Annotated in this window: 16 protein-coding genes; 9 read left to right on the top strand and 7 right to left on the bottom strand. The window is 61.9% G+C overall.

Going from position 1 to position 17610, the window contains the following annotated elements; translation table 11 throughout:
* Window positions 1–100: 100 nt before the first annotated feature.
* Window positions 101–907 carry a protein-disulfide reductase DsbD domain-containing protein gene (locus Q1A20_RS07780; RefSeq protein ID WP_299916680.1) on the top strand — a complete coding sequence of 269 codons (807 nt, stop codon included), beginning with the start codon at window positions 101–103 and terminating at the stop codon, window positions 905–907.
* Here the strand turns inward: Q1A20_RS07780 and Q1A20_RS07775 are convergent.
* The 5 genes from Q1A20_RS07775 to Q1A20_RS07755 all read right to left on the bottom strand — a co-directional run bounded on the left by Q1A20_RS07775 (window position 904) and on the right by Q1A20_RS07755 (window position 8016).
* Window positions 904–4533, bottom strand: a complete 3630-nt coding sequence (locus Q1A20_RS07775; protein ID WP_299916678.1) for an efflux RND transporter permease subunit — start codon at window positions 4531–4533, stop codon at window positions 904–906. The genes Q1A20_RS07780 and Q1A20_RS07775 overlap by 4 nt on opposite strands.
* Before the next feature lie 5 nt (window positions 4534–4538).
* Window positions 4539–5996: an HlyD family efflux transporter periplasmic adaptor subunit gene (locus Q1A20_RS07770; RefSeq protein WP_299402714.1), complete on the bottom strand. Its 1458-nt coding sequence runs from the start codon at window positions 5994–5996 to the stop codon at window positions 4539–4541.
* Window positions 5997–6088: 92 nt separating this feature from the next.
* On the bottom strand, window positions 6089–6631 hold the full coding sequence (moaB, locus tag Q1A20_RS07765) for a molybdenum cofactor biosynthesis protein B (protein ID WP_298974017.1): 543 nt from the start codon (window positions 6629–6631) through the stop codon (window positions 6089–6091).
* Window position 6632: 1 nt separating this feature from the next.
* Window positions 6633–7244 (bottom strand): LysE family translocator, encoded by a 612-nt coding sequence (locus Q1A20_RS07760; RefSeq protein ID WP_299916675.1) that lies wholly within the window; start codon window positions 7242–7244, stop codon window positions 6633–6635.
* Complete coding sequence (locus Q1A20_RS07755; protein ID WP_299916673.1) at window positions 7237–8016, bottom strand: uracil-DNA glycosylase; 780 nt, start codon at window positions 8014–8016, stop codon at window positions 7237–7239. The genes Q1A20_RS07760 and Q1A20_RS07755 overlap by 8 nt, the downstream gene beginning before the upstream one ends.
* A gap of 116 nt (window positions 8017–8132) precedes the next feature.
* Here Q1A20_RS07755 and Q1A20_RS07750 point away from each other — a divergent pair, with 116 nt between their 5' ends.
* From Q1A20_RS07750 to Q1A20_RS07730, 5 genes are all read left to right on the top strand, one after another.
* Window positions 8133–9080 (top strand): aspartate carbamoyltransferase catalytic subunit, encoded by a 948-nt coding sequence (locus tag Q1A20_RS07750; RefSeq protein ID WP_299916671.1) that lies wholly within the window; start codon window positions 8133–8135, stop codon window positions 9078–9080.
* On the top strand, window positions 9077–9622 hold the full coding sequence (locus Q1A20_RS07745) for a hypothetical protein (protein WP_299402708.1): 546 nt from the start codon (window positions 9077–9079) through the stop codon (window positions 9620–9622). The genes Q1A20_RS07750 and Q1A20_RS07745 overlap by 4 nt, the downstream gene beginning before the upstream one ends.
* 181 nt (window positions 9623–9803) lie before the next feature.
* Window positions 9804–11087: a dihydroorotase gene (pyrC, locus tag Q1A20_RS07740; protein WP_299916669.1), complete on the top strand. Its 1284-nt coding sequence runs from the start codon at window positions 9804–9806 to the stop codon at window positions 11085–11087.
* The gene (gene plsY / locus Q1A20_RS07735; protein WP_299402705.1) at window positions 11087–11695 is read left to right on the top strand and encodes a glycerol-3-phosphate 1-O-acyltransferase PlsY; all 609 of its coding nucleotides are present in this window, start codon (window positions 11087–11089) and stop codon (window positions 11693–11695) included. Before pyrC ends, plsY begins: the two co-directional genes overlap by 1 nt.
* Entirely contained in the window at window positions 11692–11979 is a 288-nt protein-coding gene (locus Q1A20_RS07730; protein ID WP_299916667.1) for a hypothetical protein, read from the top strand. The genes plsY and Q1A20_RS07730 overlap by 4 nt, the downstream gene beginning before the upstream one ends.
* Here the strand turns inward: Q1A20_RS07730 and Q1A20_RS07725 are convergent.
* The gene (locus Q1A20_RS07725; RefSeq protein ID WP_299402702.1) at window positions 11964–12350 is read right to left on the bottom strand and encodes an ectoine synthase; all 387 of its coding nucleotides are present in this window, start codon (window positions 12348–12350) and stop codon (window positions 11964–11966) included. The two genes, Q1A20_RS07730 and Q1A20_RS07725, sit on opposite strands and share 16 nt — an antisense overlap.
* Window positions 12351–12425: 75 nt before the next feature.
* Here Q1A20_RS07725 and Q1A20_RS07720 point away from each other — a divergent pair, with 75 nt between their 5' ends.
* The 3 genes from Q1A20_RS07720 to Q1A20_RS07710 are packed head-to-tail and all read left to right on the top strand — an operon-like array spanning window position 12426 to window position 15084.
* Complete coding sequence (locus Q1A20_RS07720; RefSeq protein ID WP_299916665.1) at window positions 12426–13364, top strand: aldo/keto reductase; 939 nt, start codon at window positions 12426–12428, stop codon at window positions 13362–13364.
* Entirely contained in the window at window positions 13361–14431 is a 1071-nt protein-coding gene (locus Q1A20_RS07715) for an FAD-binding oxidoreductase (RefSeq protein ID WP_299402700.1), read from the top strand. The genes Q1A20_RS07720 and Q1A20_RS07715 overlap by 4 nt, the downstream gene beginning before the upstream one ends.
* On the top strand, window positions 14428–15084 hold the full coding sequence (locus Q1A20_RS07710) for a DUF938 domain-containing protein (protein ID WP_299402699.1): 657 nt from the start codon (window positions 14428–14430) through the stop codon (window positions 15082–15084). The genes Q1A20_RS07715 and Q1A20_RS07710 overlap by 4 nt, the downstream gene beginning before the upstream one ends.
* On the opposite strand, the gene Q1A20_RS07705 is transcribed toward Q1A20_RS07710, so the two are convergent.
* The gene (locus Q1A20_RS07705; protein ID WP_299402697.1) at window positions 15081–17573 is read right to left on the bottom strand and encodes an FAD-dependent oxidoreductase; all 2493 of its coding nucleotides are present in this window, start codon (window positions 17571–17573) and stop codon (window positions 15081–15083) included. The two genes, Q1A20_RS07710 and Q1A20_RS07705, sit on opposite strands and share 4 nt — an antisense overlap.
* Window positions 17574–17610 lie beyond the last annotated feature (37 nt).

The following is a 17610-nucleotide window of genomic DNA, read 5'->3' as shown; positions in this document are numbered from 1 at the left end:
CTCACCCGGTTGGTGCAAGAGGGTTGCATGCCCCCTTGGCGAAACATGGCTAACCGGATCGTGACTTGGCATTTCAATGGCTCTGAACCATATCGGTGCTATGAGAAGCTCATTTGTTGCCGCCGCCCTTGCCTGCCTCACCGCCCTGCCCGCCGCTGCACAGGATCGCTTTGCGATTCCGGTGACGGCACAGGTGCTGCCCGGCTGGGTGCGGGACGACGGCGCGCGTGTGGCCGCGGTGCAGCTCTCACTTGAGCCGGGCTGGAAAACCTATTGGCGCGCGCCCGGCGATGCTGGCATTCCGCCAAGCTTCGATTGGTCCGGGTCGCGCAACCTGCATTCCGTCGCCATAACCTGGCCAACCCCGCAAGTGTTTGACCAAAACGGGATGCGCTCTATCGGATACGAAGATGAATTGGTGATCCCCCTCGTTCTGGCGCCTACCGCCCCCGGTGAACCGATCCGCGTCAGATTGGATATGGAGATCGGCATCTGTTCGGACATCTGCATCCCGCACAGCCTGAATTTCGACGAAACGCTGACGGGCGGCGGCAGCAAACCGACACCGGCCATTGCGGCGGCCCTTGCGCAAAGCCCTTATTCGGCCCAAGAGGCCGGGGTCACGGCGGCCACCTGCCGGATTGAACCAACCAAGGATGGCCTTCGGATCGAAGCGCGGGTAACAGCACCCTCCGCCGGCGCGCACGAGGTGATGGTGATCGAACCCGGCCTCGGCGATGTCTGGGTCAGCGAGGCACAAACCCACCGAACGGGCGGCGATGTGATTGCGGTTTCTGAAATGATCCACGTCGAAGGGGGCGCCATCGCCGTGGATCGCTCCGCCATTCGCCTGACGGTCCTGGGCAGCAGCCACGCGATTGACATTCGGGGGTGCAGCGCGGGCTAGGCCACCCTGCCGCGACGTACCAGCATCACCGTTGCGGCGACGCAATAGGCCGCGAAAACAACCAGCGCCGCTCCCGCAACAAACAGCGCAAAGGCAGCTGGCATATGCGGCCAGGCCTGCACAAGCGGGACGGCCTGTGTGATTGCGGCAGGCAATGCGCCCTTCCAGATCGTCGCGCCCAACGTGACCACGCCCCAGCCCATCAGAACTGCCCAGATGAAAGCAAAGCCGATGCGCAGGCTGGTCACTGGCGCACTTGCACTGCGTCGCATTGCCTGCACCTGCCGCGAGACATCATGCGAGACTGCGATCAGTGCGGGCACCATCAGCAGAACCAGCACAACACCGAAGCCCAGGCCATAGACCAGCGTGATCACGGTGGGTTTGAGGAATTGGGCCTGACGGCTGCTTTCATAAAGCAGCGGCGTCATTCCCAACACTGTTGTCATTGTCGTCAGCATGACCGGGCGCAACCGGTCGGCGGCGCCATCGATGATGGAGGGGATCAGGCCCCGTTCCTCGGCGTATTCGTCGATTGTCGTGATCAAAACGATGGAATCGTTGATGATGATGCCGGTCATGCCCAGCAGACCCACCACGGTGAACATGCTCAGCGGTATTTCCCAGACCACGTGCCCGTAGATCGTGCCCACCAGTCCGAAGGGGATGATCGACATAATCACAACCGGGCGCGACCAACTGCCAAAGATCCAAGCCAGTACCAAATAGATGCCCAGGAGGCACAGGATCAGCCCGCTGGCGGCATCGCTGAGAAAATTGCGCTCCTGCTCCGCCAGACCGGACAGGTACCACGACACCTGCCGTTCGCTGGCGATCTGTGGCAGGATTTCCTCCGACAGGGCACGCTGGATTTCGCTGGCCTGCTCGGGATCATCCTCGGAGATATCACCGGTGACCGAGATCACCCGCGTGCCGTTCCTGCGTTTGACCGATAGAAACCCTTCCAGGCTTTGCACGGTCACGATGTCCGCCAAAGGCACGTAGACCCCTTCGGGCGTGCGCATCTGCGTCCGCTCCAGGAAATCCGACGTCAGCTCGCTTTCGGGCAACTCTACATAGATCGTGGCGCTGCGCAGCCCCTGAGGATATTTGGCCGCCTCAATCCCGCCCAGCCGGTCACTGAGCACACTTCCCAAGGCATCTGTCGTGAACCCCAGCGCCTGACCTTTGGCAGTCAGATCCAGGATCAACTCCTCTTTGTCGTAGGACAGATCATCCTGAACAGCGAGCACCTCGGGATACCGCATGAGCGCATTCTGCAGGTCCAGGCTGGCCTTTTTGAGCGTATGCGTATCACTGCCGGAAAACTGAACGCTCAAGGCGTCGTCCCCTTGCCCGGACCGCCAGCCGCGAAAAGACAAGGTCTCAACCAGCGGATGGTTGACGATCCGATCGCGCAGATCGGCGACAAAGGCAAAGCTGGAGTAGGGCCGGAGATCCGCATCAATCAATTCGATCGAAATCCCGCCGAGCAGGTCTCGATCCTTCAGCCCGACGCCCTCCAGCCCGCGGCCCGCGTTGCCGCCCACCTCTGACAGCACGAATTTGATCGAGTTGGTGCCATATTCCTCGGCGTATTCCGCGCCGAGCTCTTCCGTTGCGCGCTGTAGCTCCCGCATCATCGCGATGGAATCCTCACGTGTCGCACCCTCGGTCATCGCAAAGTTACCGGTCACCGACCCGCGTTCTGGCGAGTTGAAAAACCGCCATTGTACATCCCCGCGGATGAAAACCGCCGCCTGGCTGGCAAGCACTGCGATCAACCCAGCGATGACCACATAGCGTGCGACGATCACCCCCGCCATGAAAGGACGGAAGATGCTCTCGCGAAACCAGTTGAAGCCGCGATTGACGAGCGTCGATGGCCAATCGATGCCTAGCGTGCCGATCCAACCCACAACAGCGGCTTTGCGGTCGCGCTTTAGCAGCAGAAAGACGGCCGCAACCACCGCAAGCGCAATGGCGCCGGTGACCACATCGCTTGCAAAAGGCACCTGCGCAAAAAATCTGTCCTCCGGCGCCAGCCACAATCTGCGCACAAATGCAGCGCCGCCCCCGACAAGCAGCACCAGAACAGCCAAAGCACCCGCCAGTTTGCCCCGCGAGAACTCCGGCGCTTTCGCGCGCGACAATGAATGCGCCATGTGGTTGGGCAGGATCAGGAAACACTCGACCAGGGAGGCGATCAAAACGGCGATCACCGTCAGTGGGATGTCGTGAATGATGGTGCCAAACCGGCCCCCCACCGCCAGCAGGCCAAAGAAGGCAATCACCGTGGTCAGCGTGGCCGCAAACACCGGCATGGCCATCCGTCGGGCGGCGGTTTCAGCGGCAATGAAGGGCTCTTCTTTCAGATGCCGGGCGCGGTAATCCGCATGTTCACCGACCACAATCGCGTCATCCACGACGATGCCAAGGGTTATGATCAGGCCGAAAAGCGAGACCATATTGATGGTGATCCCCCCCGCATACATCAGGGCAATCGCCGCCATCATCGCAGCAGGGATGCCTGCCGCGACCCAGAAGGCGGTGCGGGCGTTCAAGAATAAAAACAGCAGCCCCAGCACCAGCCCGAGGCCGACCAGACCGTTGTCCATCAGGATATCGAGACGCCCGGAAATCGCGGCGGCCCGGGTACGGATGAGCTCCACTGTCGAGCCTGCCGGCAGGGTCGCTTGCAGCTCCGCCGCGACTTTTTCAACGGTGGCCTGAATTTCGATCGCATCGCCTTTGGCGGACCGATCGACACGGACCGAAATCGCCGGGTCCTCGCCAACAAAATAAGCGCGCGCGCGGTCGTTGCTCTCCTGCGTCACCGTTGCCACATCGCCGATTGTCAGCTTTGACCCATCCGGGTTTGAGCGCAGCACGATCCCGGCAATCTGGTCCGGTTCCCGCTTTTCGGTACCGGTGCGCACCCGGGCATTTGCGCCGGTCACATCGCCCGCTGGCGTGGTATCGACCTCCGCCGCGATGGCCGATGCAATTTCGGCCATGGTGACATCGTGGGAAATCAACTGCGCGGTGGGCACTTCAACGGTCAAGCGCGGTGCCGCCACCCCCCGAATGGTCGCGCGTGTGATCCCCGCTGAAAAGAGCCGGTTGACGAATTCGTCGGCGAAAATCCCCAACTGCTGCGGCCCGACCGGCCCGCTGATCACAACGTCCGTCACGCGGTCCCGCCAGGCGGCGCGGCGCACGGTGGAGATCTCCGCGCTATCCGGCAGATCGGTGACGGAATCCACCGCATCCTGCACCTCACCCACCGCGCGCGACATGTCCCAATTCGGTTCAAAATTCAGCCTGATCTGGCTGCGCCCCTGCCGCGCTGTGGAATTTGTGCTCTCGACCCCTTCCACGGCGCGCAAGGTCGGTTCCAGCACCTGAACAATCGCCCGGTCCACGTCTTCGGCCCCGGCGTTTTTCCAGACCGTTGTGACCGTGACCCTGTCCAGAATGGTATCGGGAAAGAATTGCGTGCGCATGTTGGGCAGCGCAGCCAATCCTGCAACCACCATTGTCACAAGCACAAGGTTCGCGATGGTTCGGTGCCGGGTGAAATAGGAAAGGATACCGCTCGCAGTTCCGGGGAAATGCCGCGCCATATCCCCTAGCCCCCGATGCGGCTTTCGAGGCGCGCGACGACTTTTGCCGAAACCTCATGCTCTGCCAATTTCGCCAGGACGCGTGCCTTGGCTTCCTTTGACATGGCATTGCTGCTTTCCACAAATGCCACCAGGCGCGCCCGGCGCTCCTCGCTCAGTTCGAGCATATCCGGTGGCATGACCGGCGCCTCGCTGGCGCGGCGCGTGGCGCGCACGGAAATTCCCGGCCCCAACAGCGGGGTTTGCGCACTGACCACATCGCGCCCGACCAGATCCTCGCCGCGCACCAGCACGTCATCGCGTTGGCGTCTGACCAGCGTCACGATGATGGCTTCGAGCCTGTTGTCATCCCCCAGAACCAGAACCTCGCCCTGTGAATTGAGCGCGGAAGCCGGCAGGCGGACCACGTTCTCGACCGGTGGCTCGACCACGCTCAAGGACACGAAATCGCCCGGTCGAAACCCGGGCGCCTTGGTCAGTCGTGCAAAGATAAGACGCCCGGTCTGGATTTCATTGGTGGCGGCACTCACACGGCTCAGCGTGCCCGTCGCTTGCAAATCAACCCCTGTGACATCGAGTGTCGCGGTCACCGGGGCGGCGATCAGGTCACCCTGCGCATCCAGCAGCCGAGCATATTGCGCCGTGGAGACCCGAAAAGAGACCTCCAGATCTTCGGCGTCAATCAAATCGGCCAGACGTTCGTTGGAAGCCACCAGCCGACCTTCGACCACAGAGGTGTCGCTGAGGGTGCCGTCAAAGGGCGCGCGGACGGTTGTATCCTTCAGATTGCGCTGCGCCTCTTCCAGAGCAATGCGCGCGCGCGTCAGCCGAGTGGCGCCAAGATCGATGCGCGCCTCTGCCTGCGTGATCGCCTGACGCCGCGCCAGCACGGTCGCGCGGGCCGCCGCAGCGTCCAGTTCCGCCGTTTCGATCGCAGCTGCGGTGCCCACACCGCGCTCCTCCAGATCAACCTGCCGCCGGTAGGCTCGTTGCCGCAGGTCAGCCTGTTCCACTGCCGCTGCTTCTTCGTCACGGGCCAAATCGAGCGCGCGCGCAGCATCGCTGACCTCGGCCTGCGCATCAGCCAGATCCGCCTTTGCTCGGTCCAATACCGATTGCATATCAGCAGGATTGATCCGCGCCAGGACATCGCCCTTGCGCACGGTCCCGCCCTCTTCGAAGGCTTCCGCCAGATAGATCACGCGACCGGAAACCGCCGCGCGCAATTCCAGCGTGCGACGCGACTTCACCTCGCCAAAGGTTTCGAGCAACGGGTTGAGCGTCTGCGCTTCGGCACGGATCAGATTAACGGCAAACACGCGCTCCTTGGCCTCGGGCTTAAAACCCTGATCGGCCAGACGAAGCTGAATAGCCGTCCCAACCAGCTGCCCCGCATAGGCCAGCAGCCCAAGCGTCACAGCCGCTAAAAAAAGACCAATCATACTTTGGCGTAAAAACCGCATTTCGCCGTTATCCTAATAACTTACTGCAGCGCAGTATAACCTAGTCAAACTGCGATGCATACCAACTCTAAAGGGTGATACGCACCAGATTGTTACTTCCGTCGGTGATGTTCATCCAGACGCGGGAAAATCTCCACGAAATTACAGGGCCGGTGGCGATAATCAAGCTGACGGACAAGAATCTCATCCCAGGCGTCCTTGCAGGCGCCCGGACTGCCGGGCAGAGCAAAGAGATAGGTGCCATTTGCAACCCCGCCCGTTGCCCGGCTTTGCACAGCACTGGTGCCGATTTTCTTCATCGAGACAATGGTGAAAACCGTGCCGAAGGCGTCGATTTCCTTTTCATAGACATCGCGGTGCGCCTCTACGGTGACATCGCGCCCGGTCAGCCCGGTGCCGCCGGTGGAAATGACCACATCGACGCCGCTGTCCTTGCACCAGGCCCGCAATTGCGCCGCAATCTCATCGCGCTCATCGCGCAGGATACGCCGGTCCGCCAACTCGTGCCCCGCCGCCAGAAGCCGTTCGACCAGCACATCCCCAGACCGGTCCTCCGATAGCTCGCGGGTGTCTGAGACGGTCAAGACTGCGATGCGCACCGGCACGAAGTCCTTGCTCTCGTCGATACGGCTCATTTTATGCTTTCTCCAAAACGGCAAGGCGCGCAGCCAGTGCGGTAAAGATCCCTGCGGTGATCCAGTCCAACACGCGGCTGCCGCGGGCAAGCCGGTGGCCCAGTGACCCGGCGAACACGCCGACCAGCCCGTTGATCAGAAAACCGCCAAGGCCAATGACGGCGCCAAAAACAGCAAATTGCGCCAAGACCGGCCCGGCGCTGGGGTCAACGAACTGCGGCACGAATGCCAGGACAAACAGGATCACCTTGGGGTTTGTGAGATTGACCAGCAACCCCGCGCGAAACGCGCGTCCCCTGGGCAGCACCATCGCGTCGTCAGTTTGGGGTGACCCGCGCAACGCGCCAAAGGCCAGCCAGAGCAGATAGGCCACGCCGACCCAGCGGATGACGTCAAAGGCCAGCGGCATCGACGCCACCACCGCGCTGAGCCCGGCACCAGCCAGCAATACGTGGATCATGCCGCCCGTGGCGATGCCCGCGCTGGCCAGCCAGGCGGCACGCGGCCCGGACTTCACCCCCTGCCCCAGACAGAACATCATATCTGCGCCCGGCGTGAGGTTCAGCGCCAAAGCCGCAGGCACAAATGCCATCAAAGTGATCGGATCAACCATCGGCAATCCGCGCCTTGAGGCTCAACAAATCTGCCCAGGCGTCGCGTTTGGCTGCGGGTTGCCGCAGCAAATAAGCCGGGTGGAACATCGGCAGCGCTGGCAAGCCGAAACACTCCGTCCAGGTGCCGCGCAGCCGCGTGATCCCGCGTTTGCCCAACAGGGCCTGCGCACTTATATTCCCCATGATGACAAGGGCTTGGGGTTTTGCCAGGGCGATGTGACGTTCCAGGAAGGGGCGCATCATGGCAATCTCCTGCGGCAGCGGATCGCGGTTTTGCGGCGGTCGCCATGGCAGAACGTTGGTGATATAGACCGGTGCGGACGCGTGGTTGCGGCCCATATCAATTGACGCCAGCATCTTGTCCAGCAACTGGCCCGCGCGTCCGACGAAGGGGCGGCCTTCGCGGTCCTCATCCCGCCCCGGCGCCTCGCCGATGATCATCACAGACGCCCCCGGCAAACCGTCAGAGAACACCAGATTGCGCGCGCCGCGCTTCAACTCGCAATGCTCAAAAGCGCCCAGCGCCGCCTTGAGGCTCTCCAGATCCTGCGCAGCCATCGCTACGCGCTGCGCTTCGGCAACGGGATCAACCTGCAGCGGTGGGGGAGCCGTTCCCGCAGCTATCTGCGCGGCCTTCTGCGTCTTTGGTTTCGCCAGCGTTTCGGGCAATTCGTAGCAATTGACCGGCGCATCGCAGATCGCCTCGGTCGCGCCCAGTTCGACCTGCCAATCCAAAAGCGCCAAGGCGTTGTGAAACTCTGCTGATTCCATGCGGGCATACTATGCTGGCTTGGCGCCGAACTGAACCACCCCTGCACATCGAAGCCCAGCTTGCCCGTGCCGCGCACCCTCCCTATAAGGTGGCAAATCACGATAGGTTGCCGCTCATGACGTTTCCGCACCGCCACCTGCTTGGGATCGAGGCCCTGCGCCCCGAAGAAATCACCACATTGCTGGATCTGGCGGATCAATATGCAGCCCTGAACCGGCAATCCGACAAACACGCCGACGTGCTGGCAGGGCTTACCCAGATCAACATGTTTTTTGAAAACTCGACCCGCACGCAGGCGAGTTTCGAGATCGCAGGCAAGCGCCTTGGCGCCGATGTGATGAACATGGCGATGCAGGCCAGTTCGGTCAAAAAGGGCGAAACGCTGATCGACACGGCGCTGACGCTCAATGCGATGCATCCGGATCTGCTAGTCGTGCGCCATCCGCATTCGGGCGCGGTCGACCTGCTGGCGCAAAAGGTCAATTGCGCGGTGCTGAACGCAGGCGACGGGCGGCATGAACACCCCACCCAAGCGCTGCTGGACGCCCTCACCATCCGTCGCGCCAAGGGACGTTTGCACCGTCTGTCCATCGCGATTTGCGGCGATATCGCGCATTCCCGCGTCGCACGGTCCAACATCATGTTGCTGGGCAAGATGGAAAATCGCCTGCGCCTGATCGGCCCGCCCACCCTGATGCCCGCCGGCATTGCGGAATTTGGCGTCGAGGTCTTTGACGATATGCGCGAAGGGCTGCGGGACGTGGACGTGGTGATGATGCTGCGCCTGCAAAAAGAGCGGATGGATGGCGGGTTCATCCCCTCCGAACGCGAGTATTACCACCGTTACGGGCTGGACGAAGACAAGCTCAAATCCGCCAAACCCGACGCCATCGTCATGCACCCGGGCCCGATGAACCGCGGCGTGGAAATCGATGGGACCCTGGCCGATGACATCAACCGTAGCGTCATTCAGGATCAGGTTGAAATGGGGGTGGCGGTGCGCATGGCTGCCATGGACCTGCTGGCGCAGAACCTGCGGCTGACCCGCGCGGCCCCCGCATGACGACACAGATTGAGATCAAGGCGCAGGAGCGCGGCGCGATCCGGGTTTTCGCGGTCAATAAGGCCCCTGGCGAGGTCGCGGAGGCGTTAAAGACCCTGCCGAAACCCGATCTGGCGCGAAGATTGCTGGGCAACCCGCATCTTGACACCTCCACCACCGAAATCTTTCCCATGTCGGATCTGACGGGCATGGGGTTGAGCGCCTATCTCACCGAAGGCTACGCGGTCGAAGACACCCAGATAACGCCGGATCGCAGCAAACTGGATGCCCTTGAGGGATATGTCCTTTTGCTCTTTTCAGACAGTTTCGCCGGAACGGACGTGACCCTGAAACCCGGTGGCGATCTGACGCTGATCGGGACCTACACCGAATACACCCCTCCCGCAGCAGGCGGATCGATCGCGACTGAAAGCGCCAAGCCCTACAGCGGCGCGACGGGAAAATCGCCCCAACCGGGTGGTGGCAAAGGATCCGGAAGCGCCGTGATGGTATTGGGCATCATTGTGCTGCTCGTGCTTGGCCTTTGGTGGATTTTGGGATGAAGACGCGGGGATGCCATCATGAATGATCCAAAAGACCCGAAAATGTCGGGGCGCATTGCGATGATCGCCTTGCTGGTCGCCTTTGGCGTTGTCGGCCTGATGCTCTGGGCCGGCTCATGAGCGTGACCGTGTCGGATATAAGAGTGATGCCCATGCTGAAACCCACCCGGAGCGTGGTGACATGACAAAAACAACTTTTTTGAACGCCCGTCTGATCGATCCGGAACGGGATGAGATCACGATTGGCGGACTGGTGGTCGAGGACGGGCGTATCACCAAGCTCCTGCCCAAAGATGCGCCGCGCCTGACATCGGGGCGGGTCATCGACTGTCATCTGAAATACCTCGCGCCGGGGCTTGTCGACCTCGGCGTGAAAGTTTGCGAACCGGGGGATCGCCACAAGGAAAGCTATCGTTCAGCAGGCCTTGCCGCGGCGGCGGGCGGCGTGACCACAATGATCACGCGCCCCGATACGGAACCAGCCATCGACAGCCCCGAAACCCTGGAATTCGTGACGCGCCGCGCCAATGAAGCCGCCCCGGTGAACGTCATGCCCATGGCCGCCCTGACCAAAGGCCGCGCGGGCCGCGAGATGACCGAGATCGGGTTCCTGATGGATGCGGGCGCTGTGGCCTTCACCGATTGCGACCGGGTTGTCACCGACACCAAGGTCTTTTCGCGGGCGCTGACCTATGCGCGCAGTCTGGGCGCGCTGGTGATTGCGCATCCGCAGGACCCCGGGCTCAGCAAAGGGGCCGCTGCAACCTCCGGCAAATTCGCATCCCTGCGCGGGTTGCCCGCCGTGTCCCCCATGGCCGAGCGCATGGCGCTGGACCGTGACCTGGCCCTGATCGAGATGACCGGCGCGCGCTACCACGCGGACCAGATCACCTGCGCCCGTGCCTTGCCCGCGCTGGAACGTGCCAAGGCCAACGGGCTGGATGTGACCGCAGGCACTTCCATCCACCACCTGACGCTGAATGCGCTGGACGTCGCGGATTACCGGACGTTCTTCAAACTCAAACCACCCCTGCGCGATGAACAAGACCGGCTGGCCGTTGCTGAGTCGGTCAAAACCGGGCTGATCGATGTGATCTCTTCGATGCACACGCCGCAGGATGAGGAAAGCAAGCGCCTGCCCTTTGAGGAGGCGGCCTCCGGGGCTGTGGCGCTCGAAACGCTTTTGCCCGCAGCTATGCGTCTTTATCACGCCGGGCTGATTGATCTGCCTGTGCTTTGGCGGGCGATGTCGCTGAACCCGGCGAAACGTCTGGGGCTGGAGAGCGGACGGTTGAGCATTGGCGCCCCAGCAGATCTGGTGCTGTTTGACCCTGACGCGCCGTTTCTGATGGACCGTGCAACGCTGCGCTCCAAATCGCGCAACACCCCGTTTGACGGGGCCCGGATGCAGGGTAAGGTCCTGTCAACCTACGTCGCCGGTACTTGCGTTTTTGAGAGGACCTGATGCCCGTCATCGAACATGCCGCCAGCATTCTGCTGCTCTGGGCCCTGATTGGCTACCTGCTGGGATCAATCCCCTTTGGCATGGTTCTGGCCCGCGTGATGGGTCTCGGCAATCTGCGCGATATCGGGTCAGGCAACATCGGCGCCACCAATGTGCTGCGCACCGGGAACAAGACCGCAGCGGCGCTCACGCTCATCCTGGATGGCGGCAAAGGGGCGGCTGCGGTCTTGCTGGCGCGTGCTTTTGGTGGCGAGGACACCGCCCAGATCGCCGGGCTGATGGCCATGATCGGGCATTGCTACCCGGTCTGGCTGCGGTTCGCGGGCGGCAAGGGGGTGGCGACGTTTTTGGGCATCATGCTCGCGCTCAGCCTGCCGGTGGGCATCGGGTGCTGCATCGCCTGGCTGATCGGCGCACTGCTGTGGCGCATCTCTTCGATGGGGGCACTTGTCTCTGCCGCCGCCTCGACATTTCTGTTGGTCTTCCTCGGAGAGGGCGAAGCGGTGGTTCTGGGGGGCTTGCTGACAGTAATCGTTCTATGGCGGCACCGCGCCAACATCTCGCGCCTGCGCGCAGGCACCGAGCCGAAAATCGGCCAGAACTCATGACACCCGCCCCACAGGCGGGGGTCGAAGCCGCCCTGCTGGCCCTTCCAACCGGTGTGTTCAGGGGCCAGACGGGAAACCGCAGATATGTTGTGTCCAAGACCCTGTTCAACGCCGGAAAATCCATCAAGCTGGTCGCCGAAGAACTGGGTGGAAACGACTATATCAGCCTGAATTTCTACCGGCTGAACAGGGGCGCGCGGCTTTACCCTTGCGAAATGAGCGCGCAAAAAGTGAGCGATTTCATCCTGAACCTGAGGCCCCAAACGGATCAGGACGACGCGTAACTGCCATCCGGTCCATGTACCTCATCGCCCTGCAGCGCGGGTGAAAACACGCAGATCAGGTGGAAGGGTTCCGTCCCATCGTTGCGCACCTCATGCCGGTCATGCGCGTTCGGGGCATAGAGGACGCCCGGTGTGATGTGGTGCACGGTGCCACTGTCAAGCTCGGTGACCGTACCCGCACCGCCAATGCAATAGCAGGCCTCGACGTGGTTCTTGTACTCCAACGTCAATACCGCCCCCGGAAGCACTCGCGTCTCGGTCATGGAAAACCCCATGCCATCCGATTTGACCAGCAGACGCAGGCTGGTCCAGCCAGGCCCCGATGCGTCACGCGATGTGCCCTCCAAATCAGACTTATGTGCCGTAATCATGTCCGCATCCTTTCCGCGCTCAATCAAGTGTTTTGATCATTGCATGGCGCGCCGGGTCATGCCACTTCTGAACCTATGACACATGCGTTGACCAGCCCTGATGGCACCCCCGCAAGCCGCCTTGCCTTTGGCACCATGCAATTTGGCGGGCGGGCCGATGAAACCGCCGCGCGCGAAATGTTCGAGGCCTCCATCGCGGGCGGCATCACCCATTTCGACACCGCCTATGTTTATAACGACGGCGCGTCAGAGGAAATTCTGGGCAAGTTGCTGGGGGACCGGCGTGACCGTCTGATCATCGCGACCAAAGCCGCCTACACCGGGGGCGGGTCGAAACAGAACATCCAGGACTCCTTCGCGATCTCGCGCAAACGTCTGAACCTCGATGTGGTCGATATCCTCTACATGCACCGCTTCGACCCTGACACGGACCTGCATGAGAGCATGGAAGCGCTGGCCGAGCTGAAACAGCAGGGTCTGATCCGCTACGTGGGCGTGTCGAATTTCGCCGCCTGGCAGGTGGTCAAAGCCATCAACATCGCGGCAAAATTCGACGTCACCGTCGATATCCTGCAACCGATGTACAATCTCGTGAAGCGGCAGGCGGAGGTGGAAATCCTGCCGATGTGCGCCGATCAGGGCGTGGCCTGTGCGCCCTATTCCCCGCTGGGGGGCGGGCTGCTGACCGGGAAATACAACGCGGGCAAAGGCGGACGTCTGACCGAAGATGATCGCTACGCTGCGCGCTACGGCCTTGACTGGATGCATGCGGCCGCGGTCGGGCTTAGTGAGGTCGCCGCGGAAATCGGTGTCAACGCGGCAACCTTGGCCGTGGCCTGGGCCGCCGCGCATCCGATAGGGCCGACGCCGATCATATCCGCACGCTCAGCTCAGCAACTTGAACCATCATTGGCCGCCCTGGACTATCAGATGAGCGATAATCTTTATGGTCGCTTGGCGGCTCTCAGCCCCACACCACCGCCCGCCACGGATCGGATCGAAGAACAGCAATGACGGACATCCTCGTCATTGGCGGGGGGATTGCCGGCCTTTCTGCCGCGGCGCGTTTGTCCGAAGACGCGCAGGTCACCGTCATTGAGGCGGAAACAGCGCTCGGCTATCACGCCTCTGGCCGGTCCGCGGCGCTGATCGAGCAGAATTACGGAGCCCCCAGCGTTCAGGCGTTGAACCGGGCCAGTGTCGATTTTCTGCAGGATGGTGGGTATCTCAGCCCGCGCGGATTGATGATCATTGCGCAAGCCCATGAACGCGCCGCCTATGAACAAGACATCGCAACACTGGGCACGACGCCGATTACCATAGAGGAGGCCTGTGCGTTTGTGCCTGTGCTGGACCGGGAAAAGCTGGCCTTTGCCGCCTATCACGAAGATGCCCAGGACATCGACACGGACCTGTTGCTGCAGGATTTTGCCCGTACCCTGCGCCAGAATGGCGGCACGGTGATCCCCGGCAGTCGCGTGAACGCGATTGTTCGGGAAAATGGGTGCTGGCACGTGAGCGCGGGCGACAGAACAGAGGTTGCGCCGACCCTGGTCAATGCGGCAGGGGCCTGGGCGGATCAGGTCGCTCAGATGGCGGGTGTTGCAGCGCTGAACATCGTGCCCCATCGTCGGTCCATGGCGCGCATCCCCGCCCCCGGCGGTCACGACGTCAGCACCTGGCCAATGTTTTTCGGCGTCAATGAAAGCTGGTACGCGAAACCCGATGCCGGGCATCTGCTGGTCTCCCCCGCGGATGAAGATCCGGTGGCACCCCATGACGCCTGGGCCGAAGACCTGACGCTAGCGCAAGGGCTGGCGCTCTATGAGGAGATGGTCACGGAACCCGTTACGCGCCTGCAATCCAGCTGGGCGGGCCTGCGCAGTTTCGCACCTGACAGGTCGCTTGTTCTGGGGCGCGAGCCTGCAATGCCCGAATTTATCTGGTGTGCAGCGCAGGGCGGGTATGGCATGCAAACCGCACCCGCCGCATCGCGTCTTCTTGCGGATATCGTGCTGGGAAGATCATCCGAATTGGACCCTGAAACACGTGCGGCGTTGACCCCGGACAGGTTGCGATGACCTCCAAGTTACCCCCAAACGCCAGCGTTGCGGCCAGCCTGGAGGGCGCGAAACTGCACGCGCCCGCCGCCGCCCGCAATGCAGAATTCCTTTGTGATCTGCTGCGCGCTCACGCGCCCAAATCTGGGCAGGCGCTCGAAATCGCCAGCGGGACAGGCCAGCATGTCACAGCCTTTGCCACCGCCATGCCAGGTCTGAGGTGGCACCCCACCGAAGTCGATGCCGCGCGCATATCCAGCATCGATGCCTATGTGCAGGACGCAGGCCTTGGGAACGTCGCGCCCGCGCGGATGCTGGATGCCACGCAAGCCGATTGGCATCGCCAAGCGGGTCAAAAAGACCTGATCGTATTGATCAACCTGCTGCATCTCATCCCAGAGCAACCCGCCAAGACGTTGGTGACCGAGGCGATGCGCGCGCTTTCGCCCGGGGGCACATTCATCCTCTACGGGCCTTTCAAACGAAACGGTGTTTTAACCAGTGATGGTGATACACGTTTTGACGCTGATTTGCGTGCCGCGGATCCCGCCATTGGGTACAAGAACGATCAGGATCTCTGCGCCTGGCTGGAATTGGCAGGCGCGCACCCCCTCAAGCGTATCGAAATGCCAGCCAACAACCTCGTCTTTGCCGCGACGAAGCCGGAGCCCTAGCCATCCACGCGGATACGCTCGTTTTTCGGATCATAGGGGCTGTCTTCGACCACCTCGGCATCCCACAACTGATCAAACATCTTGACCTTGAGCTTGGTGCCCTGCACCGCCAGTTCCGGGGTCACGTATCCCATGCCAATGCTTTTGCCGAAGGCCACGGAATACCCGCCCGAGGTCAGACGCCCAACCCGTGTATCACCATGGTAGAGCGCTTCACGCCCCCAGGGGTCCGCGTCGGATGGTCCGTCGATCAGCAGGGTCACGCATTTTGACCGCACGCCGGTGGCCTGCATCCGGTCCTTGCCGTGGAACTCCTTGGAGAGGTCAACAAACCGCGGCAGGTCCGCCTCCAGCGGCGTGGCGTCCCGGCCCAGTTCGGTGCCAAAGGCGCGATATGATTTTTCCTGCCGCAGCCAGTTCTGCGCCCGTGCGCCCACCAGTTTCATGCTATGCGCTTCCCCGGCTTTTTCCAGCAGATCAAAGAGGTAGTTCTGCATCTCGATCGGGTGGTGCAACTCCCAGCCCAATTCGCCGGTATAGGCCACACGGATCGCCTTGACGGGGCACATGCCCAGTTCGATCTGGCGCATGGACAGCCAGGGGAACCGCTTGTTCGACAGGGCCGTCGCCGGGTCCGCGTCCTTGATCACCGATTGCAGCACATCACGCGCTTTTGGTCCGGCAATGGCGAAAACCCCCCATTGCGTGGTCACATCCTGCTCGTTGATGCGGCCGAATTCTTCCTCTTTCTCCATGATGGTCTTGTAAAGGTAGTCCTGATCATAGGCGTGCCAGGCCCCGGCTGAGACCAGGTAATAGTCATCTTCAGCCAGCCGCACGATGGTGTATTCGGTCCGCGTCGTGCCGTGGCTGGTCAGCGCATAGGTCAGATTGATGCGCCCGACTTTCGGCAGCTTGTTGGTTGTGAACCAATCGAGGAAACCGGTTGCACCTGGCCCGCTGATCCGATGCTTGGTGAAGGCCGTGGCGTCAATCAGGCCAACCCCTTCGCGGATCGCTTTGGCCTCGTCGACCGCATATTGCCACCAACCGCCGCGCCGGAACGAGCGGCTGTCGTGATCGTTGAAGCCTTCGGGCGCATAATAGTTCGGACGCTCCCACCCGTTGACCCAGCCAAATTGCGCACCGCGTGCCGCTTGCCGGTCGTAGGCCGGAGAGGTGCGCAGGGGCCGACACGCCGGGCGCTCCTCGTCGGGGTGATGCAGAATATAGACGTGGTTGTAAGCTTCCTCGTTCTTGCGCGCGGCAAATTCGGTCGTCATCCAGTCGCCGTAGCGCTTGGGATCAAGCGACGCCATGTCGATCTCGGCCTCGCCGTCGACCATCATCTGCGCGAGGTAATACCCGGTGCCCCCCGCCGCCGTGATCCCGAAGGAGAAGCCCTCAGCCAGCCACATATTTGTCAGCCCCGGTGCCGGGCCCACCAGCGGATTGCCGTCGGGCGTATAGCAGATCGGCCCGTTGAAATCGTCTTTCAGCCCGCAATCCTCGCAGGACGGGATACGGTGGTTCATCGCCATGTATTGATCTTCGATCCGCTCCAGATCGAGCTGAAAGAGATCGGCGCGGAAACTGTCCGGCACACCGTATTCGAACCGTGCAGGCGCGCCTTTTTCGTAGACGCCCAAAATCCAGCCACCGCGTTCTTCGCGCACGTAGGATTGCGCATCGGCATCGCGGACGACGGGGTGTTCGACATTGCCTTCGGCGCGGAACTTCACCAATTCCGGGTCCTGATCCATCACGATGAATTGGTGCTCGACCGGGATCGCGGGCATCTTGATGCCCAGCATCTTGGCGGTGCGCTGCGCATGGTTGCCGGAGGCGGTCACCACATGTTCCGCTGTGATCACGATCTGCTCGTCGGTGGGCACCAGATTGCCGCCCTTTTCGGCCATCTTCGTCGCGGTCACCTCCCAATGGGTGCCGTTCCAGTGAAAGGCATCCGCCTGCCATTTCCGCTCGATCATCACGCCGCGTTGCCGCGCACCCTTGGCCATCGCCATGGTCACATCGGCGGGGTTAATGTAGCCATCGGTTTGGTGGTAAAGCGCGCCCTTGAGGTCATCGGTGCGAATGAGCGGCCATTTTTCCTTGATCTCATCCGGCGTCATCCACTGGTAGGGCACGCCGCAGGTTTCGGCCGTGGAGGCGTAGAGCATGTATTCATCCATGCGCTCCTGCGTTTGCGCCATCCGCAGGTTGCCCACAACGGCGAACCCCGCATTCAGCCCGGTCTCCTCCTCCAGCGTCTTGTAAAACCGGATCGAATAATCATGAATATGCGTGGTGGCATAGGACATGTTGAAATAGGGCAGCAGCCCCGCCGCGTGCCAGGTGGAGCCGGAGGTCAGCTCGTCCCGCTCCAGCAGCATCACATCGTCCCATCCCGCGCGCGCCAGATGATAGGCAATGGAGGTGCCGACAGCACCGCCGCCAACGACAAGGGCTTTTACCTGGGTTTTCATGCGCCGAATCCTCTGTCTTGCGAAGTTGCCCTATTTC

Source organism: uncultured Roseobacter sp. (assembly GCF_947501835.1).
In the GTDB taxonomy this organism is placed as follows: domain Bacteria; phylum Pseudomonadota; class Alphaproteobacteria; order Rhodobacterales; family Rhodobacteraceae; genus Roseobacter.
Note: the sequence above shows the minus strand (reverse complement) of the source record. Positions and strands in the feature narration are given on the sequence as shown.